The 24,015-nt window shown below is 68.4% G+C and carries 19 protein-coding genes; 10 read left to right on the top strand and 9 right to left on the bottom strand.

Annotated elements, in window-relative coordinates:
* Nucleotides 1-95: 95 nt before the first annotated feature.
* From ABD188_RS03135 to ABD188_RS03150, 4 genes are read left to right on the top strand one after another with little or no spacing between them, the layout of a single operon-like run.
* A complete protein-coding gene (locus ABD188_RS03135; protein ID WP_344058433.1) occupies nt 96-1,466 on the top strand; it encodes a glucose-6-phosphate dehydrogenase in 1,371 nt (456 codons plus the stop codon).
* A 49-nt stretch (nt 1,467-1,515) separates the two neighbouring features.
* Nucleotides 1,516-2,637 (top strand): type III polyketide synthase, encoded by a 1,122-nt coding sequence (locus ABD188_RS03140; RefSeq protein WP_344058435.1) that lies wholly within the window; start codon nt 1,516-1,518, stop codon nt 2,635-2,637.
* On the top strand, nt 2,634-3,326 hold the full coding sequence (locus ABD188_RS03145) for a methyltransferase domain-containing protein (protein WP_344058438.1): 693 nt from the start codon (nt 2,634-2,636) through the stop codon (nt 3,324-3,326). Before ABD188_RS03140 ends, ABD188_RS03145 begins: the two co-directional genes overlap by 4 nt.
* Nucleotides 3,319-4,446 carry an FAD-dependent oxidoreductase gene (locus ABD188_RS03150; RefSeq protein WP_344058440.1) on the top strand — a complete coding sequence of 376 codons (1,128 nt, stop codon included), beginning with the start codon at nt 3,319-3,321 and terminating at the stop codon, nt 4,444-4,446. Before ABD188_RS03145 ends, ABD188_RS03150 begins: the two co-directional genes overlap by 8 nt.
* A gap of 222 nt (nt 4,447-4,668) precedes the next feature.
* Here the strand turns inward: ABD188_RS03150 and ABD188_RS03155 are convergent, their stop codons facing one another.
* Nucleotides 4,669-5,529 carry a UbiA family prenyltransferase gene (locus ABD188_RS03155; protein ID WP_344058442.1) on the bottom strand — a complete coding sequence of 287 codons (861 nt, stop codon included), beginning with the start codon at nt 5,527-5,529 and terminating at the stop codon, nt 4,669-4,671.
* 250 nt (nt 5,530-5,779) lie between these two features.
* On the opposite strand from ABD188_RS03155, the gene ABD188_RS03160 reads away from it, so the two are divergent.
* Nucleotides 5,780-6,361 carry a nitroreductase family protein gene (locus tag ABD188_RS03160; protein ID WP_344058444.1) on the top strand — a complete coding sequence of 194 codons (582 nt, stop codon included), beginning with the start codon at nt 5,780-5,782 and terminating at the stop codon, nt 6,359-6,361.
* Between the two features lie 14 nt (nt 6,362-6,375).
* On the opposite strand, the gene ABD188_RS03165 is transcribed toward ABD188_RS03160, so the two are convergent.
* The 4 genes from ABD188_RS03165 to ABD188_RS03180 form a co-directional block, all read right to left on the bottom strand.
* Complete coding sequence (locus tag ABD188_RS03165) at nt 6,376-8,589, bottom strand: ATP-dependent Clp protease ATP-binding subunit (protein WP_344058446.1); 2,214 nt, start codon at nt 8,587-8,589, stop codon at nt 6,376-6,378.
* Between the two features lie 209 nt (nt 8,590-8,798).
* Complete coding sequence (locus tag ABD188_RS03170) at nt 8,799-9,803, bottom strand: GlxA family transcriptional regulator (protein ID WP_344058448.1); 1,005 nt, start codon at nt 9,801-9,803, stop codon at nt 8,799-8,801.
* Nucleotides 9,804-10,162: 359 nt separating this feature from the next.
* Nucleotides 10,163-11,422 (bottom strand): glycosyltransferase family 4 protein, encoded by a 1,260-nt coding sequence (locus ABD188_RS03175; protein WP_344058450.1) that lies wholly within the window; start codon nt 11,420-11,422, stop codon nt 10,163-10,165.
* A 4-nt stretch (nt 11,423-11,426) separates the two neighbouring features.
* A complete protein-coding gene (locus ABD188_RS03180) occupies nt 11,427-12,644 on the bottom strand; it encodes a glycosyltransferase (protein WP_344058452.1) in 1,218 nt (405 codons plus the stop codon).
* A 390-nt stretch (nt 12,645-13,034) separates the two neighbouring features.
* Here ABD188_RS03180 and ABD188_RS03185 point away from each other — a divergent pair, with 390 nt between their 5' ends.
* A complete protein-coding gene (locus ABD188_RS03185; protein ID WP_344058454.1) occupies nt 13,035-13,628 on the top strand; it encodes a hypothetical protein in 594 nt (197 codons plus the stop codon).
* A 73-nt stretch (nt 13,629-13,701) separates the two neighbouring features.
* Nucleotides 13,702-14,595 carry a formylglycine-generating enzyme family protein gene (locus ABD188_RS03190; protein WP_344066835.1) on the top strand — a complete coding sequence of 298 codons (894 nt, stop codon included), beginning with the start codon at nt 13,702-13,704 and terminating at the stop codon, nt 14,593-14,595.
* 46 nt (nt 14,596-14,641) lie between these two features.
* Here the strand turns inward: ABD188_RS03190 and ABD188_RS03195 are convergent, their stop codons facing one another.
* The 4 genes from ABD188_RS03195 to ABD188_RS03210 all read right to left on the bottom strand — a co-directional run bounded on the left by ABD188_RS03195 (nt 14,642) and on the right by ABD188_RS03210 (nt 22,543).
* Nucleotides 14,642-16,732, bottom strand: coding sequence for an ABC transporter ATP-binding protein (locus tag ABD188_RS03195; RefSeq protein ID WP_344058456.1), 2,091 nt, complete (start codon nt 16,730-16,732; stop codon nt 14,642-14,644).
* Nucleotides 16,729-18,456: an ABC transporter ATP-binding protein gene (locus tag ABD188_RS03200; RefSeq protein ID WP_344058458.1), complete on the bottom strand. Its 1,728-nt coding sequence runs from the start codon at nt 18,454-18,456 to the stop codon at nt 16,729-16,731. The genes ABD188_RS03195 and ABD188_RS03200 overlap by 4 nt, the downstream gene beginning before the upstream one ends.
* A gap of 248 nt (nt 18,457-18,704) precedes the next feature.
* Nucleotides 18,705-19,922, bottom strand: coding sequence for an AI-2E family transporter (locus tag ABD188_RS03205; RefSeq protein ID WP_344058460.1), 1,218 nt, complete (start codon nt 19,920-19,922; stop codon nt 18,705-18,707).
* A 35-nt stretch (nt 19,923-19,957) separates the two neighbouring features.
* Nucleotides 19,958-22,543 (bottom strand): winged helix-turn-helix domain-containing protein, encoded by a 2,586-nt coding sequence (locus tag ABD188_RS03210; protein WP_344058462.1) that lies wholly within the window; start codon nt 22,541-22,543, stop codon nt 19,958-19,960.
* A gap of 130 nt (nt 22,544-22,673) precedes the next feature.
* Here ABD188_RS03210 and ABD188_RS03215 point away from each other — a divergent pair, with 130 nt between their 5' ends.
* The 3 genes from ABD188_RS03215 (at nt 22,674) to ABD188_RS03225 (ending at nt 24,008) form a co-directional block, all read left to right on the top strand.
* On the top strand, nt 22,674-22,892 hold the full coding sequence (locus ABD188_RS03215) for a hypothetical protein (RefSeq protein WP_344058464.1): 219 nt from the start codon (nt 22,674-22,676) through the stop codon (nt 22,890-22,892).
* Nucleotides 22,893-22,991: 99 nt separating this feature from the next.
* Nucleotides 22,992-23,399, top strand: a complete 408-nt coding sequence (locus ABD188_RS03220; RefSeq protein ID WP_344058466.1) for an SHOCT domain-containing protein — start codon at nt 22,992-22,994, stop codon at nt 23,397-23,399.
* 189 nt (nt 23,400-23,588) lie between these two features.
* Nucleotides 23,589-24,008, top strand: coding sequence for a DUF6325 family protein (locus tag ABD188_RS03225; protein WP_344058468.1), 420 nt, complete (start codon nt 23,589-23,591; stop codon nt 24,006-24,008).
* The last annotated feature ends 7 nt before the right edge of the window (nt 24,009-24,015 follow it).

The following is a 24,015-nucleotide window of genomic DNA, read 5'->3' on the forward strand; positions in this document are numbered from 1 at the left end:
CGTGCACCGATTCCCTCTTCGATGACCATGTCAAGCCCTCGCTGGTAACAGTCGCCATCGGTTCTCTTGGCGTCGACCAGGGCTATCGTGACGGGATGGCGAGCGACACGACGTTGTGCATTCTGGGAGCCTCGGGCGATCTGACGTCACGGCTGCTCCTGCCGGCACTGGCCCAGCTGCTGACGGAAGACCCGGAACGCAGCGTCAAGCTCGTCGGGGCCGGGATCGACGAGTGGGATGACGACGCGTGGCGGACCGTCGTCGCGAAATCGTTCGCATCCGCGGGAGCGTCGGGTCCTGCCGTCGAATCCGTGCGCGACGGTGCGATCTATCGCCGCACCGACATCACCGACCCTGACGGCTTCGCCGCACTGCTGCGGGAGTGCGAAGGCCGGGTCGCCCTCTACTTCGCCGTCGCCCCTGCCATCGCAACCAAGGGGTGCGAGGCTCTCGAGAAGATCGACCTCCCCGAGGGCATCATGCTCGGACTCGAGAAGCCGTTCGGAAGCGACGAAGCGAGCGCGGCCGCACTCAACGAACTGCTCGCCAAACTCGTGCCCGAGGACCAGATCTATCGCATCGACCACTTCATGGGTCGTTCGACCGTGCTCAACGTGCTGGGACTGCGTTTTGCGAACCGGGTGTTCGAACCGGTGTGGTCGAACGAACACGTCGAGTCGGTCTCGATCCGCTACGACGAGACCCTCGGCCTGGAGGGGCGAGCGGGCTATTACGACCATGCCGGCGCCATGATCGACATGATCCAGAGTCACCTGCTGCAGGTGCTCGCCGTGGTCGCGATGGATCCGCCCTCGACCCTGGATGCCATCGACTTCCGTGATGCGAAGGCCGCTGCCCTGCGCGCCACCAAGGTGCTCGACGATGACCCCGTCGCTCACTCACGGCGCGCCCGGTACACGGCCGGTTCCATCGGCGAGCGGAAGCTGCCCGACTACGCTGCGGAAACCGGCGTCGACCCCGCCCGCGACACCGAGACGCTCGCGCAGGTGACCTTCGAAGTCCAGACCTCACGGTGGGCCGGGGTGCCCTTCACGCTTCGCTCTGGCAAAGCGCTGACCGAGAAGTTCAGCGAGATCGTCATCCGATTCAAGGCGGTCTCGCACCTTCCACGCGGCTTCGAAGGCTCGACCGAGCCGTCGATCCTGCGCCTCTCGCTCGGACCGGATCGGATGGCGCTCGAGCTGAACCTCAACGGTCCCGGCGATCCCTTCCACCTCGATCGCGGAACACTCGAGGCGGAATTCGGCGAGGGCGAGCAGCGGGCTTACAGCGAAGTGCTGGAGGGCATCCTCGACGGCGACCCGACCCTCTCGGTGCGGGGCGACACCGCCGAACAGTGCTGGCGCATCGTACAGCCCGTCATCGATTCGTGGCAGCGCGACGATGTGCCCCTCGAGGAATACACCGCCGGTTCGACCGGACCATCGGACTGGCCGGCGATGTGACCCCGCCCGTCCGTCGCCCAGATGCACCCCGCCGTGCCTAAGGTTGACCATGGCCGCGAGCATCCTGTCGATCGGCACCGCGGTGCCGGCGGCGCGCGTGTCGCAGACCGCCGCTCGCGACGTCTTCGCAGCCCAGCCCGGCCTGAGTCGCATCACGCAGCGGCTCATCCACGCCGCGTTCGACGCGTCGGCGATCGACTATCGCAATACGGTGCTGTCAGACCTCGTGGCATTCGCGACGGGCGACGATGTACGGACCGACAGCGGGATGCCGCTGGCCGGCGATGGCGGCAGGATCCTCGCCCCGACCACAGGCGCCCGCAACGATGCGTACATCCGCCTTGCGCCGGGCCTCTTCGCCGAGGCCGCCGCGCAGGCTCTCGACGAGGCCGATGTCGCCCCCGACGAGATCACGCATGTCGTCACCGTCTCGTGCACCGGCATGTTCGCGCCGGGCCCCGACTTCCGTTTGGTGAAGGATCTCCGTCTGCCGCGGACGGTCGAGCGCTATCACATCGGATTCATGGGCTGCGCGGCGGCACTCCCCGGTCTGCGCGCGGCAGCGCGAATCTGTGCAGCGCAGCCCGATGCGGTCGTGCTCGTTGCGGCGGCGGAACTCTGCACGCTGCACATCCGATCGTCAGATGACCCGCAGCAGGTGGTTGCGGCATCCGTCTTCGCTGACGGAGCCGCCGCGGCTGTCGTGTCGGCGAAGCCCCGTGGCGGGTCGCCGCGGCTCGAGCTGGATCGGTTCGGCACGGCGCTCACCAGCGAGGGCGAGTCCGAGATGGTGTGGACGATCGGCGACGAGGGCTTCGACATGGTGCTGACCGCGGAGGTGCCGCGAATCATCGGGCGTGAGATCCGTGAAGCGGTCGGCTCTTTCCTCGGTGCGGACACACCGGACGTGTGGGCCGTGCATCCGGGCGGTCGCAGCATCCTCGATCGGGTGGAGACGGGTCTCGACCTCGATCCCGCCGCGCTCGAGGCATCCCGTTCCGTGCTCCGCAACCAGGGAAACATGTCGAGCGCGACGATCCTGTTCATCCTGCGCGATCTGCTCCACGATGACGCCCTCCCCTTGGGTGCGCAGATCGCCGCGCTCGCCTTCGGACCAGGACTCACCGTCGAGTCGGCGCTCCTGACCCGCACCTCGACGGCGGCCGCGTGAACCTGAGCGTCCGCGACGCCGATGTCGCCGAACTCATGGACGACCCCGACTGCGATCCTCGCCGGCTCGCAGCGACACTCCGTCGTTTCGACACCGTCAATCGGCTCATCAGCGGTTGGGGTGCCGCGTATCGCTCGCAGCTGCGCCCGTATCTCGCCTCGCTCGGAGCACCCGCTCGAATCCTCGACATCGGCTCCGGAGGCGGCGACCTGGTCTTGCGGCTCGCGAGCCTCGCGGCGCGCGACGGGTTCGACGTGCGGTGGGTGGGTGTCGACCCCGACCCGCGCGCGATCGCCGTCGCCCGGGAGCGCACCACATCAGGGGTGGAATTCCAGTGCGCGGATGCGGCGGCGCTCGCTGCGGCGGGTGAGCGATTCGACGTCGTCGTGTCGAACCATGTGCTGCACCATCTGTCGGCCGGTGAGCTCGCCGTCTTCGCTGAGCAGTCGCTCGCCCTGTCGGAGGGGATCGTCGTGCATTCCGACATCCGCCGCAGCCGGCTCGCGTATGGCCTGTACACGATCGGGGTGACTCCGTTCGCACCCGGGACGTTCCTGCGCACCGATGGGCTGCGCTCGATCCGCCGGAGCTACCGCGTCGACGAACTCGCGCTCGCGCTCGGGGATGGGTGGCGCGTCGAGGCCGCGGCGCCGTACCGCGTCCTGGCCGTGGGCCGGGCCGATGGCTGACGTCATCGTCGTCGGCGCGGGACCGGTCGGCTCGCTCCTCGCCGGCGAGCTCACGCGACGAGGCGTCGACGTCGCGGTGCTCGAGCGGCGCACGGCACCTGGCGACGGCACGCGCGCGATCGGCGTGCATGCCCCGGTGCTCGCGGCCCTCGAGGCGTCCGGGATCACCGAGCGGCTGCTCGCCTCCGCCGTGCGTGTCTCGCGGGGTGAGGCGCGGACCGACGGACGTGCGCTCGGGGTGGTGCGGTTCGACCGGCTCCGCACACGGTTCCCCTTCGTCGCGGCGCTTCCGCAGGCCGCGACCGAGACGGCGCTCGGCTCGGGAGCCCCAGAGCCCACGTGGGCGACCACGGTGACCGCGGTGACGCCCGGAGCTGACGACATCCGCGTGTCGCTCGCCTCTGGTGACTCGATACGCGCGCCCATCGTCGTGGTGGCCGGAGGGTGGCGCGCCCGCGACCTCGTCTACCGTCCGGGAGGTGTGCGGGTGCTGCCGTACGCCGACCGCTATCTCATGGCGGATGTCGCGGCCGACCGCGACGGCGACCTGGCGGTGGTGAACATCGACCGCTCCGGAGTGCTCGAGTCCTTCCCCCTGCCCGGCGGACGGCGTCGGTTCGTGGCGTGGGACTCCGACCCACGCGACACCAGCGACGGTGCGCGGACCCAGCGCCTGCGAGCAGCCCTCGAGCTTCGAGGCGAGCTGGATGCGGCGGCGCGGATGACGGACGCGTCGGCGTTCGAGGTGCGCCGCGCTGTGGCACCCGGTCTGCGCCGCGGACGCCTGTTCGCGATCGGCGACACCGCCCACGAGGTCAGTCCGATCGGCGGGCAGGGGATGAACCTCGGGCTCCTGGATGCCGCGACCCTCGCGCCGCTGCTCGCAGCCTGGGTGCGGACGGGCGAGGCGCCCGATGCGGACCTGGGCCGGTGGGAGCGCCGCCGGGTCGCGTCGGCGCGCACCGCCGCCGCGATCGCCACCCTCAACACCTCGCTGGGGCGGCCACTGGGTTCGTTCCCGCACGCCGTGCGGCGCGTGGGTCTGCGGCTCGCGCTGCTGCCGCCCGGCGCGCGACTGCTCGCCCACGCCTACGCCATGGGCTTCGACCGCGACGCCTGATCGATCGGCGCCGGGGTGCGGCCGAGCGCCGCTCCGCCCGCGCCCGCCGGTCGCACTCCGACCCGGTGGGCGGCTTTCCAGGTCCGCGGTCGAACGCGACATCCGCGCCATCGATAGGCCGCGGATGCCGAAACCAGCCGCGGATGCGGTGCGAAGAGCCACCCGCGCCGCCGGTGGCACTCCGGCGCGGTCATCGACCCCCCACCTGAGGACGCCGGAGACTCAGGCGGCGATGGCACCGCCCGTCGCAACGAGCTGGGCCGCGAGCAGAAGCGCCGCGAGCATCACGAGCCGGAACAATGCCCGCGTGGGCGGCCGTACCAGAGCGAGCACAGCGGTCGCCACGGCGACGACGACCACCGCACCGAAGAAGATCCACGACAGCAGCGAGGCAGTCGCGACGTCTCCCCTTGTGGATCCGATCAGCACCGCGACGGCGCCGACCACGATGCCGGCAGCCGCGATGACGGCCGACGAACGCGCGCCTACCCGGTGCGGCAGTCCGCGCACCCCTGTCCGCAGGTCCTCATCCAGGTCCGGAAGGACGTTCGTCAGGTGCACCGCTGCGCCGAGCGCGGCGCCTGCGATCCAGGCCCAGGGCGCCGCGACATGCGGATCCGGAGAAGCGAGGGTAGCCAGCGACGGGAAGATCCCGAAGCTGACGATGAACGGCAGGATCGAGAACGGCGTCGCCTTCAGCGCGACGTTGTATGACCACGCCGACGCGAGGAAGACGGCGTGTGCGGCCAGCATCCCGAAGCCCAGCGGGGCCGACAGCACCAGCGCCACGACGACCGTGCCGATGGCAGCGCCCCACGCGACGCGCTCGCTCACGTCTCCGCGGGCGATCGGCTTGTCGGCGCGGCCGACCGCCCGGTCTCGAGGCGCGTCGATCACGTCGTTCGACAGGCCGATCGAGAGCTGACCGCTGAAGACAGCGAGGGTCAGCAGCACCAGTCGCCACGGCTCGAGCCCCACAGCGATACCGATCGCCAGGGCGAGTGCCGAGACGACGAGCGTCGGGCCGGGGTGTGTCGAACCCCACAAGGCCCGGATCATCTCGAAGACCGATTGACGTCTCATGTCCACGCCCCCGCCGGACGCACAGCGCTCGCCGCGCGACGCCCCCGCCAGATGCCGACGAGGCGGCCGGAACGCGCTAGTTGCATTCTCCGACCGTAGCGGCGTCGAAGCCGCCGGACCTCGCGCGGCGTATCGATCCAGGATGTTGCCTCTTCCCAGCGACCCCGGGAACAGTTCACAGGTGCATGCGGTTGCATAGAACGGGCCGAGGGTGTCCCGCACCATATCGATCTCAACCGCAGGAGACGCCATGACCGACATCCTCGACCGCACCGCCCCCACCCACGCTCCGATCCTCGATGTGCTCGCCGAGCGTTGGAGCACTCGAATCTTCGACAGCGTCGCAGCGCTCGATGAGACGGCGCTGGCGAGCGCCCTCGAAGCGGCGCGCTGGACCCCCACGGGCGCCAACACTCAGCCGTGGAAGCTCATCGTCGCACGCCGCGGCGGCGAGGCGCACGCCAAGATCATGGCGACCCTTGCCGGCTTCAACTCGGCATGGGCCGGGGATGCCGGTGCGCTCATCGTCTTCGTCGCAGAAACCACGCGCGACGGCAAGCCGATGACCTGGGCACTCTATGACACCGGACAGGTCGCTGCGCACTTCACCGTGCAGGCGCACGCCGACGGCCTTTCAACCCACCAGATGGGCGGTTTCGATCCTGCGGCCATCTCAGCGGCATTCGGACTGAGCGACGACTTCACCCCGATCACCATCATGGCCGTCGGCGAACTCGGTGACATCCGCGCCGCCTCGCCGGAACTGCAGGAGCGTGAGAACGCACCCCGCACGCGTCGCGCCGTCGCGGAGTCCCTGCTCGTCGACGCGTAGGGCCTTCGCTGCGGTCAATCCTCGAGGATCGCCTCGATGACCTCGTCGTCGTCGTCATCGAACGGCGGCTCAGGTGGCGCGGCCGGCCCGTCGCTCGTCAGCACGAGCGAAGACCCGTCGGCCGCGACATCCACCCGCACCACGTCGCCGTCGCGCACTCCGCCCGAGAGGATGCCCATCGCGAGGCGGTCCTGGATCTCGGACTGGACGAGCCGGCGCAGCGGCCGCGCTCCGAACACCGGGTCGTACCCGCGCTCGGCGAGCCACGCGCGGGCGTCGGGGGTGACGGCCAGCGAGAGTCGACGATCCTTGAGACGGCGGTGGAGCGCATCGACGGAGAGCTCGACGATCTGAGCCAGGTCGTCCTCGGTGAGGGCCTGGAAGATGACGATGTCGTCGAGCCGGTTGATGAACTCGGGCTTGAACGCCTGGCGCACCAGTCCCTGCACCTGCTCGCGCTTCTGCTCGATCGACAGCGTCGGGTCGATGAGGATCGGCGAGCCGAGGTTCGAGGTCAGGATCAGGATGACGTTCTTGAAGTCGACCGTGCGGCCCTGGCCATCGGTCAGGCGGCCGTCATCCATCACCTGCAGCAGCACGTCGAAGACCTCGGGGTGCGCCTTCTCGACCTCGTCGAGCAGCACGACGCTGTACGGACGGCGGCGCACCGCCTCGGTCAGCTGCCCACCCTGCTCGTAGCCGATGTACCCGGGAGGGGCGCCGACGAGACGTGAGACCGAGTGCTTCTCGCCGTACTCCGACATGTCGATGCGCACCATGGCGTGCTCGTCGTCGAAGAGGAAATCGGCCAGCGCCTTCGCGAGCTCGGTCTTGCCGACGCCGGTGGGTCCGAGGAACAGGAACGAGCCGGTCGGACGATCGGGGTCGCTGATGCCGGCACGTGAGCGGCGCACGGCATCGGAGACGGCCTTGACGGCTTCCTTCTGCCCGATCAGCCGCTTGCCGAGTTCGGTCTCGAGGTGCAGGAGCTTCTCGGTCTCGCCCTGCAGCAGCCTGCCGACCGGGATGCCGGTCCAGGCCGCGATCACGGCGGCGATGTCTTCGTCGGTGACCTGGTCGTTCACCATCCGATCCCCCGCGGGCTCTTCGCGCTCGGCTTCGACGAGCTGACGCTCGAGGGCCGGGATGTCGGCATACAGCAGTCGCGACGCCTTCTCGAGGTTGCCCTCGCGCTGCGCGCGTTCGGCCTCCATGCGAGCGGCGTCCAGCTTCGTTTTGAGGTCGCCGACGCGGTTGAGGGAGGCACGCTCGTGCTCCCAACGGGTTTGGAGCTCGCCGAGCTTGTCCTGCTCGGCCTCGAGCGTGGCACGCAGCAGGGCGAGGCGCTCCTTCGACGCGGCATCCTTCTCCCGCTTGAGCGCGAGCTCTTCGAGCTTGAGGCGGTCGACGTGCCGGCGCAGCTCGTCGATCTCGAGCGGCGCCGAGTCGATCTCCATGCGCAGCCTCGACGCGGCCTCGTCGATGAGGTCGATCGCCTTGTCAGGCAGCTGGCGGCTCGGGATGTAGCGATGCGAGAGGGATGCGGCGGCCACGAGCGCGGCATCCGCGATGGCGACCTTGTGGTGCGCCTCGTAGCGCTCCTTGAGGCCGCGGAGGATCGCGACGGTGTCTTCGACGCTCGGCTCGCCGACGTAGACCTGCTGGAAGCGGCGCTCGAGCGCCGCATCCTTCTCGATGAACTCGCGGTACTCGTTGAGGGTGGTGGCGCCGATCATGCGCAGTTCGCCGCGGGCCAGCATGGGCTTGAGCATGTTGGATGCCGCCACCGATCCCTCGCCACCGCCCGCGCCCATGAGCACATGGAGTTCGTCGATGAACGTGATGATGCGTCCGTCGGAGTCGGTGATCTCCTTGAGCACGCTCTTCAGGCGCTCCTCGAACTGCCCGCGGTACATCGCACCGGCGACGAGCGCGGAGATGTCGATCGTGACGAGCTCTTTGTCCTTGAGCGATTCGGCGACGTCGCCGGCGACGATGCGCTGGGCGAGGCCCTCGACGACGGCGGTCTTGCCGACTCCGGGCTCGCCGATGAGCACGGGGTTGTTCTTGGTCCGGCGGGTCAGCACCTGGCTGACGCGCCGGATCTCGCTGTCGCGGCCGATGACCGGGTCGAGCTTGCCCTGACGGGCGCGGTCGGTGAGATTGATCCCGAACTGCTCGAGGGCGCTGCGCGCATCCTCCTGACCGGGTGTCTGTGTGGCGTTCATGGTTCTCCTGAAGTCTGAGTCGGCTCGGCGCAAAACTTGAGCCGTCTTGACTCAAGTTTAGCAGGTCCGATTGTTCACGCCAAGCGCATCACCCCCCGCGGGACTCGCCCCCCTTTCACCGGTTACGGACGCGACACGCCGCGGCGCTCCGCGCGGCGACGGCGTGTCGCGTCCGTAACCGTGCAGGGGATGGGGCGCGACGCTGTGGGTCAGGCGACCGTTTCGAGCACGGCCGATTCGGCCCCGGCGGCCTCCATCGCCTCGCGCGTGCAGCAGAAGCGCGCGCGGTACGCGGTCGGGGTCGTGGCGAGGACGCGGGCGAAGTTCTGGCGGAGCACCGCTGCGGAGCCGAAGCCGCTCTCGTAGGCGATGCGGTCGAGGCCGAGGTTGGTCTTCTCGAGCAGGCGCTGGGCGTGGATGATCCGCTGTCGCGCGAGCCATGCCGCGGGCGTGGCTCCGAGGTCGGCCCGGAAGCGCCGCGCGAACGTTCGGGGAGACATGTGCGCCTTCGCTGCGAGCTGGTCGACGGTGAGCTCGTGGCGCAGGTTGTCGAGCATCCAGTCGGTCACGGGAGCGAGCGAGAGAGATGCGACCTGCGGCAGCGGCTTGTCGATGAACTGGGCCTGGCCGCCGTCACGCTGAGGCGGCACGACCATGCGCCGCGCGATGCGGTTCGTCATCTCGGCGCCGAGCTCCTGCCGCAGCAGGTGCAGGCACGCGTCGAGGCCGGCCGCGGTGCCGGCGCTCGTGATGATGCGGCCGTCCTGCACGTAGAGCACGTCGGGGTCGACATCGACCTTCGGGTACATCCGCGCCATGACGTCCGCGTACATCCAGTGCGTCGTCGCTTTGCGGCCGTCGAGCACTCCGGCTGCTCCGAGGATGAAAGACCCGCTGCAGACGCTCAGCACCCAGGCCTGGCGCTCGACGGCAGCGCGAACGGCGTCCAGCACGCGCTCATCCGTGTGCGCCCAGTACTCGTGAGGCGTCGGCGACACGACGACGAGATCGGCCTCGTAGGCGAACGACAGATCGTTCTCGACATTGATCGAGAAGCCGATCTTGGACTGCACGACACCGGGATCCGGTGTCACGATGCGGAAGTCGAAGTTCGGGATGCCGTCATCCGTCCGATCGAGGCCGAAGGCCTCACACGCGACGCCGAACTCGAACGGTGCGAAACCATCCTGGACGATCACGGCGACTGTCTTCATTGAGATCTCCTGTCGGGCGCTGAGCCTGTCGTGCCGGTCGCTGAGCCTGCCGACGCGTGGCAGTTTTCGTGCGATGTGTGTCCATTCTGCCACTCGTGGCAGTCAGACCGCAAGCGTAGCGTTACTGCCATGTTCATGGTGATTCTTCTCGCAGCACTGTCCTTGGCCGGCATCGCTTCCACGATCGCCGCCCTCCGCAGCGACGGCTACCGTCGCACGCCGACCGACTGGTCGCGCCTCTCCTGATCCTGTTCCCGACGCGGCTCGTCTCGCTTCGCTCGCTCAACGACCGGGAGCCACCGGTCGTCGAGCGACGAGCGGAGCGACGAGTCGACGGACCGCCGGACGCTTCGACAGGCTCAGCGACCGGCTTGCGCCGTGACCCTGTCGTAGACGTCGATCATCGCGGCCGTCCGTGAAGACTGACGGAAGCGGTCGCGCACCGCCGGATCCGGCTTCGGCGCCACGTCCGCCTCGATGTCGGCCGCCGCGCGGCGCAAGGCGTCAGCGAGCGCCCCGACCGAGGCGTCCGCGACATCCCATCGGCCCTGACCGAGCTCGGCGGCGAGGTCAGGGTCGCTGACGATCGCGGGCGTACCGAGCGACGCGGCCTCGAAGATGGTCATGCCCTGCGTCTCGAAGCCGATCGAGGTCTGCACGACGGCGTCCGCCGCCTGGATCCTGCGGAGGGTCTCGGCATACCGCATCCGCCCCGCGAAGACGACGGATGCCCGTGGCCGACGCTTCTCGATGATCCGGCGCGCTGCGCGCAGCTGCCCGCCGCCGCCGATGATCTCGACGTCGGCGTCGACTCCGGATTCGGCGACCGCCTCGAGGAACGTAAGGAGGCGCTTCTCGGGGCTCATCCGCCCGATCCACACGAAGCGCGGGCGACCTGGCGCGCGCTCACCCGGTGCGGCGGCGAGCGCCGCATCCAGTACATCGTCGTCGATCCCGTTCCACACCACGTCGACGGCGGGCGCGCCGTGCCCGGGAACCACTCCGTGCGCTTCGAGCCGACGCGCGAAGTGCGATGAGGGGGCGGTGACGGCATCCGATCGCTCGGCGAAGCGTCGCAGGAACGACCAGCCGTCGCTTCCGGTCGCCTTCGACTCGGAGGCGACGCCGAGCGCGCGGCGCTGCCATGCGTTCAGCACGCGCAGCACGAGACCCGGGAAGGGCGCCGTCGCCCGGATGCCGACATCCACCCGATTGTGCATCGTGTGCACCACCGGCCGCCGGTGGCGGGCGGCGAAGCGGTGGCCGATGAAGGCTCCCCAGAAGTCCGCCTGCACGTGTACCACATCGACGGGCGGGCGCCCTGACATCGCCTCATCGAGGAAACGATCCGTACGACGGCTCGGCCACGTGAGCGAATACTCGCGGTCGAACGTGACCGGCAGCGACGGCAGGTCGAGGTACGCGGACGTGTCGACAGGCTCAGCGACCGCAGCCGGCTGAGCGGCCGCACCAGCGGCGGCCCGCCGCCCGTGCATACGCGGCGCGACGACGGTCACGGTGTGCCCGGCCTTCTCGAGGAACCGCCGCTGCAACCGCATCGACACCTGAGCGCCGCCGAGGGACTCGAGGTGCTGATCGCCGAACATCACGACGTGCACGGCGCTACTCGGGGATCGGTTCGCCGCGGTAGAGCGCTTCGAACGTGTCGAGCGTGCGCTGCATGTCGTGCACCTTGACGCCCTCGCGCGAGGCATGCTGCATGCGCACGCGCTCGTCGGCGGACTGCGTGAGCACCTTCGTCAGCTTGGCGGCGAGATCGTCGACGTTGCCGGGCTCGAAGAGGTATCCGTTCTCGCCGTCGTGGACGAGGTGCGGAAGCGCGACCGCATTCGCGGCCACGATCGGCAGACCGGATGCCATGGCCTCCATGGTCGCGATGGACTGGAGTTCGGCGATCGACGCGATGACGAAGAGACTCGCCCGGCTCAGGGTCGCGCGCAGCTCTTCGTCTGAGGTGAGGCCGTGGAACGTCACGCGGTCCGAGAGCCCGAGCTCCCTGATGAGGTGCTCGAGATTGCGGCGCTGGTCGCCGTTGCCGATGATGTCGAACGTGACGTCGAGCGACGGATCGAGCTTCGTCACGGCGCGCAGCACCACGTCGATCTGCTTCTCGGTGGTCAGGCGTCCGACGAACACCAGCCGGTTCGCGTCGCGAGCGGTGTAGTCGGGGGTGTAGTTGCTCGCCTCGATGCCGCAGCTGATCGGGATGACATTGTGGATGTCGATCGTCGACTCGAGGAAGTCCGCCGCCTTGCGCGTCGGCGTCGTGACCGCCCGGGTCATGGCGAACGTGCGGGCGGCATCGTCCCATGCGACCTTGATGACGAACTTGTCGAGGAGGGGAGGCAGCGTCGTGAAGTCGACGACGTTCTCCGCCATGACATGGTTCGTCGCGATGATCGGGATGCCGCGCTTGCGGGCCTCACGCGCGAGGCCACGGCCCAGATTGATGTGGGACTGGATGTGGACGACATCCGGGGTGACCTTGTTCAGCACCTGGCGCGAGTAGTACTTCGTCATCCACGGGAACACGAACGTCAGCCAGTCGTGCGGCCAGTACCGATGGGAGTGGATCCGATGGATCGTCATCGGCTGCCCCTCGATCACTTCCGTGAAGGTGCCGTGCGGGCCATGCGTCCTGCTCGGCGCCATCACGTGGACGTCGTGTCCACGGGCCACAAGTCCTGCGGCGAGACGCTCGGCGAAGCGTGCAGCCCCGTTGACGTGAGGTGAGAAGGTGTCGGCGCCGATGACGATCGTCAGCGCTCGGGGACTCCTCCCGGGGGCGGAGGAGTCGTCGGGCGTCGCGGGATCGGTCACGGGGTATGGCCTGTCTGTGCGGCGGAGTGGCGCGGCCTGAGGGGGCGAGCATGCGCGGATCCCACTGTACCGGAGGGGTGCGGCGGTACCCCGTCCGAAGGCGCCGAGCCGCGGCATCCGCGCCCGTTCAGTACGCGAGCGCCTCGGGGAACACAGGCCAGAGCAGCGCCGCTGTGCGCGCCTGACCCGCCGTCAGGTGTGATGAATGCACGGGACTCGGTGTCGGGCGCGGGCGCCTCGGCTGCGTCGGTCAGCCTCTTCGCGATGTCGGTCGGCAGTCTGCGCTGGCTGACGAGCAGCACCTGGGTCGGCGAGGAGTCGAGGCTTCGCGTGGTCGGTGTGGAAGCACCACAGGCATCAGCGGCAACCACACCCGTTTACCCTGGAACCATGCTCCGACTGCAGGCCGACGCCGATCCGACACTGTGGGTGCCGGTCACGGACTCACTCGGTTTCACGGGACGCCGCCACCGGAAGGCCGCGATCCGGATGCTGCTGACCCAGGCCAATCGCGCGATGGGTCAGGCCGAGCGCCCAGGCAGCGGGTTCGTCGCGTGGGGCATGAGCCAGGCCGCGCCGTTCCTCATGAAGCGCGCGGGTGGCAGGGTGCTGGTATGGGTGTGGAAATCCGACCCCGACCTGCTCGTCGTCATGGCGCAGATCCAGGAGGCGACACCCCAGCTCCGCACGGCGCGAGCCATGATGCCGATGGAGTACGACGACACCGAGGCGTTCCGCAACCCGCACCTCGGAGTCGGTGAGAAGCTCGCGATCCCGCTTCCCGCCGACCCGCGCACACCGCCGTTCGCGACCTACACGTGGGATACCGGCACGCACTTCGTCACGGTCACGGCCGTGTGCGCCGACCGCGAGCGTTTCGGAATCGTCATCGGATCGGTGGACGATGTGGCGCACACCCTCCGCGTCGTCGAGGATCTCGCCATCGGCGAGTCCGCCGAGATCCTGCGTATCGATCCCGCGTAGCCGGCGGGGTGCCCCGCGCTCAGCGACCGGGACCGGGACGGCGGGCGGATAGCGTTGGGCCATGGCCGACGACATGGTGCCCATCGCGGGGGGCACCTTCCTGATGGGCTCGGACGAGTTCTACCCAGACGAGCGCCCGGTGCACGAACGAACGGTCGAGGCGTTCGAGATCGACCGCTACGAGGTCACGAACGAGGACTTCGTCGCCTTCGTCGCCGACACCGGCTACGTCACGGTCGCCGAGCGACCGATAGACCCCGCCACGATGCCCGACGCCGATCCGGCCGACCTCGTTCCGGGCGCCATGGTCTTCACTCCCACCGGGGGTCCGGTGGACCTCGACGACTGGCGCCAGTGGTGGCGGTGGGAGCCCGGCGCGTACTGGCGCGCGCCCGAAGGACCCGGTTCATCGATCGACGAGCGGATGCGGCATCCTGTCGTGCACGTCGCGTTCGAAGACGCGCAGGCGTATGCCGCGTGGGCCGGCAAGCGTCTGCCGACCGAGGCGGAGCACGAGTTCGCGGCACGCGGTGGACTCGCCGGCGCTCGATTCGCCTGGGGCGATGACATCTACCCCGACGGCGTTGCGCAGGCGAACTCGTGGCTCGGCCGCTTTCCGTATGACAACCAGGGCGTCGGCGATGCGGCCGCGGTCGGCTCCTACCCGCCGAACGGGTTCGGACTCTACGACATGACGGGCAACGTGTGGGAGTGGACGACCGACTACTACACGCCGCGGCACCTGCGACTCTCGGACAAGCCAGTCGACGGCGGCAAGCGGAACAATCTCCTCGCTGCGGCGAGCGCACAGGAGGGATTCCCCATGATCCCCCGACGCGTGCTGAAGGGCGGTTCGCACCTCTGCTCACCGGACTACTGCCTGCGCTTCCGGCCCGCGGCCCGATCGCCGCAGGCGGAAGACACCGGGATGTCGCACATCGGGTTCCGCTGCGCACGAAGTGTTTGAGTCCGCCGAAAGCCCTGGGCCGGGTCCTGCTCGCGAACGCGAGCGCTCAGGCATCCCGGACGTCGTCGCCGGCGTCCGATCCACCGCCGCCGACAGGCACCGCGCCGGTCTCGAGGAGCACGGCCTCGGCGTCCAGGTCGGTCGCGGCCTGCTCGAACTGCGACTGGTACAGGCGCCAGTACGCACCGCGTTCGGCGATGAGCTCGTCGTGCGAACCCTTCTCGACGATGTCGCCGTGCTCCATCACGAGGATGAGGTCGGCATCCCGAATCGTCGACAGGCGGTGCGCGATCACGAACGACGTGCGTCCCTCGCGCAGCGCAGCCATCGCGTGCTGCAGGAGCAGCTCGGTGCGCGTATCGACGGATGACGTGGCCTCGTCGAGGATCAGCACCGACGGCTGCGCCACGAACGCACGCGCGATCGTGATGAGCTGCTTCTCGCCGGCCGAGACGTTCGAGGCATCCTCGTCGAGCACCGTGTCGTAGCCCTCCGGCAGCGAGTGCACGAAGCGGTCGACACGCGTCGCCTTGGCGGCGTCCACGATCTCTTCATCAGTCGCGGACTCGCGCCCGTAGCGGATGTTGTCACGGATCGTGCCGGCGAACAGCCACGGATCCTGCAGCACCATGCCGGTACGCGAGCGGACGTCGTCGCGCGTGAGCTCGGCGATGTCCTGTCCGTCGAGCAGGATGCGGCCGCCGTCGAGCTCGTAGAACCGCATGATGAGGTTCACCAGCGTCGTCTTGCCCGCACCGGTCGGTCCCACGATCGCGACGGTCTGGCCCGGCTCGACACGGAACGACAGGTCGGTGATGAGCGGGCGGTCAGACGTATACGAGAACGCCACGTTCTCGAACTCGATGACGCCTCCCCACCCCGGTCCCTGAGCCTGTCGAAGGGCGGGCGCATCGGGTGAATCCGGCTCCTGCTCGTCGGCATCCAGCAGCTCGAACACACGCTCGGCCGAGGCCGTGCCCGACTGGACGACGGCGGCCATGCCGCCCAGCTCGGACAGCGGCTGGGTGAACTGCTGCGAGTACTGGATGAAGGCCTGCACATCGCCGAGGCGCAGCTGGCCGTTCGCGACCATCAGCCCGCCGAGCACCGCGATCCCCACGTAGGTCAGGTTCCCGATGAACATCATGCCCGGCATGATCATGCCGGAGAGGAACTGGGCCTTGAAGCTGGCTTCGTAGAGCTCCTCGTTCTCGATCTGGAACTTCTCGCGCGAGTCTGCCTCGCGGCCGAACACCTTCACGAGCGCGTGACCCGAGAAGGACTCCTCGACGCGGGCGTTCAGACGCCCGACCTTGCGCCACTGGATGCCGAACGCCTTCTGCGAGCGGGGTCCGATGACACCGAAGATCACGGCCATCAGCGGGAGCGAGATGAGCGCGACGATCGACAGCTGCCACGAGATCGAGAACATCATGATCAGCACGCCGACCACGGTCAGGATCGAGGTGACGACGGTCGAGAGCGACTGCTGCATCGTCTGCGTGATGTTGTCGATGTCGTTGGTCACGCGCGAGATCAGCTCACCGCGCTGCACCTTGTCGAAGTACGAGAGCGGCAGCCGGTTGATCTTCGCCTCGACCGACTCCCGCAGCTGCCACATCGTGCGGACCATGATGACGTTGATGACGTAGCCCTGCACCCAGTTCAGAAGCGACGACACGACATAGATCGCCATCACCGTGACGACCACCATCCGCAGTGCCGTGAAGTCGACTCCGGCACCGACGACGAAGCCGTCCATCGCGGAGATCATGTTGGCGAGGTCGGTCTGACCTGCGAGGTTCAGCGCCGTGACCACCGCCTCCTGCGAAGTGCCCGGCGGGAACTGCGCTGCAAGGGCATTGGAGGCGAAACCCTCGAAGATGATGTTCGTCGCTTCGCCGAGGATCTTCGGCGCGATCACCGCGAGCACGACACCGATCGCGCCGAGGATCGACACGAAGATGAACGCGACCGCGTGCGGCTTCAGCAGCCCGATCAGGCGGAAGAAGCTCTTGCTGAAGTTCGTGGCCTTGCCGGGCTTGACGCTGTCCCAGTCGCCCGAGCTCTGACGAGCCTGCTCGGCGAGCTCGAGTTCGAGCCGCTCTTCCTCGGTGAGGATGTCGGGGGCGCTCATGCCTCCACCCCCAGCTGCGATTCGACGATCTCTCTGTAGGTGACGTTCGAGGCCAGAAGCTCCTCGTGGGTTCCGACACCGACCATGCGGCCGTCCTCGAGGACGACGATGCGGTCTGCCTCGGTGATGGTCGACACCCGCTGGGCGACGACGATCTTCGTGACATCCGGAAGCTCGCGCCACAGGGCCTGGCGCAGCCTCGCGTCGGTGGTGAGGTCCAGCGCCGAGAACGAGTCGTCGAAGACGAGGATGTCGGGCTGGTGCACGATCGCCCGCGCGATGGCCAGCCGCTGCCGCTGACCGCCGGACACGTTGGTGCCGCCCTGCGCGATCCGGGCGCCGAGCTGACCCTCCATCTCTTCGACGAAGTCACGGCCCTGGGCGATCTCGAGCGCGTGCCAGAGCTCCTCGTCGGTCGCCTCCTCGCGCCCGAACCGGAGGTTCGACGCGATGGTTCCCGTGAACAGGAACGGCCGCTGCGGTACCAGCCCGATGCCCGTCCAGAGGTGGTCGAGGTCCGCATCCCGCACGTCCACCCCGCCGATGCGGACGGCGCCGCCGGTCACATCGAACAGCCGCGGGATCAGCGAGACGAGCGTGGTCTTGCCCGACCCGGTCGAACCGACGACGGCCACGCTCTCGCCGGGGCGGGCGGTGAAGCTGATGCCCTGCAGGACCGGCGACTCGGCACCGGGGTAGGTGAACTCGACGTCGTCGAAGGCCACGGCCCCGGGCTCGCTGAACTCGCTCACGGGGCTGGCGGCGCGCGTGAGCGTCGACTCGCTCGCGAGCACCTCGCCGATGCGCTCGGCAGACACCGCAGCACGCGGGATCATGATCGTCATGAAGCTCGCCATGAGCACGCCCATGAGGATCTGACCGACATACTGCATGAAGGCGAAGAGGGTGCCGATCTCGATCGTGCCGTCGTCGACCTGGATGCCGCCGAACCAGATGACCCCGACCACTGTGACGTTCAGCACCAGCATCGCGAGCGGAAAGAGCAGAACGAACAGCGAACCGACCTTGCGGCCGACCACCATGATGTCGGTGCTGGCGCCGCGGAAACGCTCCTCTTCGATGTCTTCGCGCACGAAAGCCCGTACGACCCGGACGCCGGTGAGCTGTTCGCGCATGATGCGGTTGACGGCGTCCAGCTTCTTCTGGAAGCTGCGGAACAGCGGCACCATCCGACTGATGATGAGCCCGGCGACGAGCAGCAGCACGGGCACCGCCACGGCGATCAGCCAGCTCAGCTGGGCATCCTGCTGCACGGCCATGATGATGCCGCCGATCGCCAGGAGCGGTGCGGTGACCAGCATCGTGGCGCCCATCATCGCGAGCATCTGCACCTGCTGCACGTCGTTGGTGTTGCGGGTGATGAGCGAGCCCGGGCCGAACTTCGACACCTCACGCTCCGAGAACCCGCTCACCTTCTCGTAGACATCGCGGCGGATGTCGCGGCCTGCCGCCATCGCGGCGCGCGCCGCGAAGTACGTGGCGACGATGGACGCCGTGATCTGCAGAAGGGAGATCGCGAGCATGAGGGTGCCCGTTGACCAGATGTAAGCGGTGTCGCCCTTGGAGACGCCCTCGTCGATGATGTCGGCGTTGAGGCGGGGCAGATACAGCGACGCCATCGCTGAAACGAACTGGAACACGAGCACGCCCAGCAGCAGCCAGCGATACGTCTTCAGGTATTGGAAGAGCAGTTTGCCGAGCACGGAGGTCTCCAGGAGGTGAGGGTGAGGCGCCGATCACGCTGATCACGTGGACCGGGGCGCGCTGAATGCGCCGCCGCCGACCTCCAGGGTCGCAGACACCACGGACACTCTTCGACCGAGTGAGCCCTCCGTCCGCTGAGGGCGAAACTCCCGGCTCGGATCAGACCGGCGGCGGCGCGAGGACGGCGGACCGGTCGTCCCGCACGCTCACGACCGGGCAACCGCGCTCCGGGGCCCGCGAGAGCCTTCTAAGACGGCGCCACCACCTTGAGGTCCTGCTTGGGAACCACGACTTCGCGGATGATCAGCAGGACCGATGCCATCAGCGGGAGGGCCACCAGCACGCCGATCACGCCTGCGAGAGTGCCGCCGACCAGCGCTCCGATGAGGACGAGGGCTGCCGGAATCGAGATGGCACGGTTCATGACGCGCGGGCTCACGACGTAGGACTCGAGCTGGATGTAGATGAGGTAGCCGATCGCGAAGATCAGCGCCTGGGTGGGGTTGGAGAACAGCGCGACGATCGACGCGAACACCCAGAAGATCACCGACCCGAACAGCGGGACCAGTGTGATCACGAACGCGATGACGGCCATGAGCGCGGGGTATGGCAAGCCGATGACGAGGTGCAGGAAGAACACCACCGCGGCATTGATCGAGGAGAGGACCACCGAGCCCAGCAGCGAACTGCCGACGGACGCCGTCACACGCTCGGTCAGCCGCGAGAGCGTCGGGCGATCGTGCGCGGGGGCGAGCGAGTACAGCGCTCGCTTCATGCCGTCGAGGGATGAGAGGAAGTACAGCGTGAGCGCAGTGATGATGAAGCCCGCCGTGATGGCGCTCGCGACGCCCACTCCGATCCGGAGCACACCCCCGCCGATCGCGGCGACGGTCTCGGGCTGATGTATGTGTTCCGCCACCTCGGCCAGCGCACCGGACACAGCCAGCTGGAGGTCGCTCGGCAGCGTGAGGAACCAGTCGCTCTCGAGCGTCTGCGCGATCGCCTCCGGTATCGACTCGATGAACTGGCCGATCTGCTGGACGACGGGCGGCAGCACGAAGACCAGCACCGCCACAGCGAGGAGCGCGAACGCGCCGAACACGATCCCGATCCCCGCTCCGCGCTTCATGCCGCGACGCTCGAGCGTGCGGACGACCGGGTCGAGTCCGAGCGAGATGAACAGGGCGAGGATGATGTAGATCAGGATCTCGGTGATCGAGGCGATCGCCGACCCGAGGACGATGCCGCCGAGGACTCCCAGCGTCGCGACGAAGGCGACGACCAGAGGACGCTCGATCGCTGCCAGGATGCCTCGGCGAGGCTCTCGCGACATCGGCGGAGCCGGCTCCGGCTCCGGCTCCGGCTCATCGGCGACCACCTCAGTGCGCATCGCAGCCGCGGCCGCACGGGTGGTAGGCGGATTCGGCTCCGGGTGCCCGGGCGCGACCTCAGACGAGTTGCTCATGGCCGGACACTAGCGCCGACCCCCGCCCCGCCGAGTCACCCCACGCGGGCGATATCGGCGGCCTCCAGCAGACCGAGCTCGCGGGCACGGGCGATCGCGGCATCCCGCCCACCCGCGTCGAGCTTGCGGTAGATGTGGGCCATGTGCGTCTTGACGGTGTTCACCGACACGAAGCAGCGCGCCGCCATTTCGGCATTGGTGAGCCTGCTCGGAAGATAGGCGAGCAGCTCGTGCTCCCGCGCCGTGAGCGGCTCGGTGAGCTGCTCGGCATCGGGGCGGGTGGTCGGTGCGAAGCGATCGAGGACGGCACGGCGGAATCCGGCGGGAGTGCCGGGAAGGCCTCTCAGGAGGTCTTCCACGTGATGCCCCGCGCTCAGGAACGGGTAGACGAGACCCTCGGGTTCCGCTGCGTCGAGCGCGGCCGTGAGGAAGCCGCGTGATTCCGCGGGGTGCCCGTCGACGTCGCTGAGCCAGGACTGCAGGATGGCGCGCTCCACCGTCTGGGACGGACTCGCCGGTGCGGCGGGCTCGGCCGCACCCAGCCTCGTCCTGGCGCCATCGGGGTCCCGCGCTGCGAGGAGGCCGGCCACATCTTCGAAGACGAGGTGCGACCACTCCGCCTGGCTGCCCGCCGGTGAGAATGTGCCGACGCGCCTCAGGCGCCGATTCGTGATCGCGCGGAGGGCGCTGCGCACGATGGGGGGTGGCGTGCCCGTCGGTGGTATCGCCGCGACATCCGTCCCGTCCGGATCGACCAGTCGCGACTCGGCATGCGCGACCCAGAGCAGCTGGACCCGAGCGTTCGATGCGGCACGCACGTGTCCCTCGTGCAGGGCGAAGGCGCCGGCCTCCGCCTCGCCGCGCTGGATCGCGACGAGCGCCCGCGCGAGGTAGGCATCGGCCGGTCCGGGATGAGAGAGCAGGGAGAGCTCGCGTGCCAGCTCCAGACCCTCGTCGGCGAACTCGGCGGCGCGGATCAGCCTGCCCTGCCATGCCTCCGCGAGCGCGATGCTCCCCAGCAGCCCAACACGAAAAGCGCCGTACGAGGCACCCGGCGAGGCAAGGCTGCGCGCCAGCCACTCGAGTGCCCGCTCGGCATCGCCGAGGAGGAAGTGGCCACGCCCGATCGACGCCAGCACGAGCGTCGTCAGCAGCGCCTGGTCCGACATGTGAAGGAGGTCCGGAATGACGGTGCCTTCGACGCGTTCGAGGAGCTCCAGCGCACGCTCGCCCTCTTGGACGTATGTTTCGGGATGCGGTCGGAACTGCACGCACGCGGCGAGATACGCCCGAGCGACCAGCTCGACTCCGAGCGGCAACCCTGGATCACCGAGGATGCCTCGCAGGATGTCTTCCGCGATCGCCGCGCGCCCGGACATCCCCTCGAGGATCCCGTAGAGCATCTCCGCTTCGACGCGTGCGGCTCGGACATCTGCGGGGACCATCGCGAGCCATCGCGCGACGGTGGCTGTCTCGCCACGTTCGTAGACTTCGCGCCCCCGGGCCATTATCAGGTCGAGCGCGCCATCCCATCGCTTCGCCGCGAGGAGGCATTCGATCGCACTTGTGGTGTCGCCACGCGCCGTGTGCCACCCGGCGGCCAACGCGAGAAGGTCGGACTCGGCTCCGGGATCGGAGGCGCGCAAGCGGTACCGCAGCAGGTCGCGAAACAGGTGGTGGAAGCGGTAATGGTCGGGCTTTCCGGCTACGGCGACGACGAACATGGACTCGTACTCGAGCTCGCGAAGGAACGCGGCACCGCCGTCGACGCCTCCGACGACCTCCACGAGACCCGCGTTGAGCTCTTCGAGCACCGACAGCTGCAGCAGCGCACGGCGTCGCCCCGCGGGAAGCGCGTCGAGCACCTCTTCACTCAGGTAGTCGATGGCGAGCCGGTCGCTCTCTGCCAGGGCGTCCACGAACTCCGCGCTGTCGTCGCGGAACCGCAGGCTCAACCCGGTGAGATGGATGCCGGCAGCCCATCCTTCGGTCCTCTCGACGATCGACGCGGCGGTCTCCGGATCGACCGGACGGCGCAGGATCCGCTCGATCACGCGCCCCGCGCTCTCCGGATCGAAGGCGAGCTGGGCCTGGCGGAGCTCCACCAGGCCGTGCTGCAGTCGATGGCGGCTCCACCCGAGCTTGAGATCGACGCGTGATGAGAACACGAAGTGAGTGTTGGGCGGGAGCATGTCGACCAGCCGCCAGAGGTCGGTGACGACCTCGGCATTCGAGACCCGATGCAGGTCGTCGAAGACGACGACCACCTTCGCGGGCACATCTGCGAACGCCGCAGCCAGGGACTCGATCATCTCCTCGCCGAGGCCCCCACCGGCAGCCCCGAGCGGCACGTCGAGCGTCGACAGCCTCGAGTCCACCGCGCCCAGCTCGCTGAGGAGCCGGCGCGCGACGTGGACCGCGTCGTCGTCCGCCGCACTCATGTCGAGCCACGCGACGCGGGCATCGCCGAGGGAAGCCGCCCACTGATTCAGCAGGACGCTCTTGCCTGATCCGGCGGGTGCGACGACCAGCGTGAGGGGTGCATCCAGGCCGACGTCCAGACGGGCCCGGAGCTCCGGCCGGTCCACGGCGTGCGGAGGGACCGTACGCGCAACCGTCATCTGTCACCGCCTTCTGCGTGCGAGGTTCGCGTGGGCACGAGAATCATCCCACAGGGGTGACGGCAGTTCGACGGGGGTGTCGCACGATGGCGATATCGCGCGGATCCGGCCGCGCTCGAGGAGGTGGCACATGCCCGCTCACGTCATGGAGGTCGTGGTGCGGGGCAGGCTCGGACCGGATCTCGTGGCTGCGCTCGAGGGCTTCGACGTCGAGCCTGGGCAGAACGGAATGACGCGGATCGTCGGACCGGTCCCGGACCAATCGAAGCTCTTCGGTCTGCTCGACATGTTCGACGGCCTGCACATCGAAGTCGTGTCGGTCAACCCCGTGGGCGCGGAGACCCCCTAGATTCTCACCCGAGGCGGGTGACGCATCCCCCTCGTGTGCGTCAATAGCCTCACAACAAGGCGGCGGGCTTCCCGGCCCGCCCTGAACGAATGGAACGACATGTTCTTCACCGATGACAGCAGTCTCTGGTCCTTGCTTGTCTGGTTCTTCTGGGTGTTCGTGTTCTTCGCCTACCTGATGGTCCTCTTCTCGATCCTGGGTGACCTCTTCCGCGACTCCGAACTCAGCGGATGGTGGAAGGCGGTCTGGATCATCTTCCTCATCTTCATCCCCTTCCTCACCGCACTGGTGTACCTGATCGCGCGGGGCAACGGCATGACGAAGCGCGGCATTGCGCAAGCCCAGGAGATGCGAAAGGCGCAGGACGACTACATCCGGCAGACCGCAGGAGCCTCCAGCGGGGGCAGCAGCGTGGACGACATCGCGAAGGCGAAGTCTCTCCTCGACTCCGGCGCCATCACGCAGGCGGAGTTCGACGCGATCAAGGCCAAGGCACTCGCGAGCTGAGCCGGCCGTCATCCGGAAAGGCCGTTCTGTTCACCTGAACAGGACGGCCTTTTCGTTCGTTCTTGCGCCATGATGGCCATATCACCCGCCTGGGATGACGACCTCCCCTCGGCACGATACGAGGCTTGTGTCACAACCAATGCGCCGTGGCTGCTCAACGGTCTCGCGGCGTTGAATCCGGAGGTATCCATGACAACGTTCGACTACGGCCCGATCGAGTTCTACGCGATCGGATTCGACGGCGACAGGCCGGGCCCAGAGATCCTGCAGGCGATCGACGATCTCGTCGCGTCGGGAACGGTGAATGTCCTCGACCTCGTGTTCGCAACCCGCTCCGAGGACGGTGAGCTCACAGTGCTGGAACTGTCGGACACCGTGGATGACGCCGAGGTGCCCTCGCTGGACCTCGTGGGTCTCGCCAGCGACGACGACATCGCCGAGCTGACCGACGGCGTCGCACCGGGGACGTCGGCGGCGATCCTCGTCGTCGAGCTGCTGTGGGCCAAGGCATTCGCCTCGGCTCTGTTCGACGCCGGCGGCGTGGTGCTGGCGCGCGAGGGCATCCCCGCGCCGATCGTCAACGCATACCTGTCCGAGAACCTGGACTGAAGGAGGA

The sequence above is a fragment of the Microbacterium pumilum genome (assembly GCF_039530225.1).
Lineage (GTDB): Bacteria > Actinomycetota > Actinomycetes > Actinomycetales > Microbacteriaceae > Microbacterium > Microbacterium pumilum.